We start from the raw sequence: 1612 nt of genomic DNA on the forward strand, positions 1-1612 counted from the left end.
CCAAGCAGACGTGCACAGAAAACAGCAATTCAAGAACGAAATCTAAATCCTGTGCTTGACTTGGAAATGTCCATATAGGACATTTCTATTTGGTTATTAGGTAGGACATTTCTACTTTGGAATAACATAGTAGTTTTTACGCGGAATTCCTAACGTATTCATCTTTTGTCTTATATCTTTATTTTTACCAATAGGTAAAATATATTCATAACCTACATCGAAAAGTAGGTAATTAAGAAAAAAATTACAGCGTTTTATAAGCCTTATAGTAACGGGAGAGACTATAGGGCTTTTTATTTATCTTAATATTCATATATCTATGATAAAGCCATGATGCTCTGCGATATAGAAAACCGGCTTGAGAATAGACCGGTCTTTTATGATATTTGCTAAAATACTCTTTTGAAATATTAAAAACTAAGCGTGTATAGCACTGGGTCTAGGTGTTTTTTGGGCTTAGTTATTAGCGTTATTTAAATAAGTATAAGTCAATTTTTACCTAAGGGATTTGCTTTTCAACTAGTTCCAATTTCTTTAATGCTTGCCCTTTTTTATGATCATTATCAATCTTTACAACCAGAGCTAAAATAAAAACCATCACTATAAAAACAAGGTAAATCAAATGCTTTTTCATCATTAATTCCGTCTTTTGACCTTTAAGAATGCCTTGCTCCTTTGTAAATAGATATGACATAAGGGAAGCACTGATACAAGCCTTTTTAAATGACTTTAGCAACTCGATAAACAGTTGCAACTCCACAATTCACTGCTTTGGCAATTTCTTCCTTAGTCATATTGCCAGCTGCTAGCAATTCTTTTATTCGTTTGTGCTTAGCCTCATTGGCTTTCTTACCTGTTGGTTTGTAACCCGAACGTGCCAGGCCCTGCTTAATACGTTCTATACGTTTCTCATTGTCCAGGCGGGCCATTGTTGCCAGGAGATCAATCAACATATTGTTGATGAGATCCAGGATTGAATTAGTAATGCTGTCACTGGTTTGAATCATTTGGTAGGTAGTAGGAAGATCTGCTACGACTAAACGAAGTCCCTTCTCCTGGATCCTGCGCTTCAGCTCTTGAAAATCCTGTTGGGTTAGGCGTGATAATCGGTCAATACTTTCAACCAACAAGGTGTCACCTTGATTTGCTTCTGACAGTAGCTTATTCAATTCAGGTCGGTCTAACTTGGTACCACTATAGTTTTCCACGTACACAATGGTTTCGCCCAAATTCAAGTTTTGGTTTAGATCCTGAAGAATCTGCAAAGCCCTTTCTGCATCTTGATCTTTAGTTGAAGCTCGTAGATAAATACGTGTATTCATTTCTATCATTTAATCTTAATTCTGTTAGATTAATGATAACACTATCATTTAATTATTGCATTAAGTCTAATGATAGATATTGTATGCGATTTGGCTCGCTATCATTCAGCTATCAGCTATAGTCTTTTGATAAAAAAAGCATGACTAAAAGCCATGCCTTGGGTGTTATTCCAAAGTAGAAATGTCCTATCTTAAAACCAAATAGAAATGTCCTATACAGACATTTCCAAGTCAAGCACAGGATTCAGATTTCGTTGTTGAATTGCTGTTTTCTGTGCACGTCTTCTTGG

At 35.5% G+C, this 1612-nt stretch carries 2 protein-coding genes; both read right to left on the reverse strand.

Annotation, left to right across the window (positions count from 1 at the left end; all coding sequences use genetic code 11):
* Window positions 1–499: 499 nt before the first annotated feature.
* Window positions 500–760 carry a hypothetical protein gene (locus tag FTT63_RS15370; protein ID WP_045124954.1) on the reverse strand — a complete coding sequence of 87 codons (261 nt, stop codon included), beginning with the start codon at window positions 758–760 and terminating at the stop codon, window positions 500–502.
* Window positions 720–1331, reverse strand: a complete 612-nt coding sequence (locus FTT63_RS15375; RefSeq protein WP_044432563.1) for a recombinase family protein — start codon at window positions 1329–1331, stop codon at window positions 720–722. Before FTT63_RS15375 ends, FTT63_RS15370 begins: the two co-directional genes overlap by 41 nt.
* Window positions 1332–1612: the final 281 nt, after the last annotated feature.

Origin of the sequence: Acinetobacter sp. C15 (genome assembly GCF_013420645.1) — a bacterium.
Taxonomy (GTDB): Bacteria; Pseudomonadota; Gammaproteobacteria; order Pseudomonadales; family Moraxellaceae; genus Acinetobacter; species Acinetobacter indicus.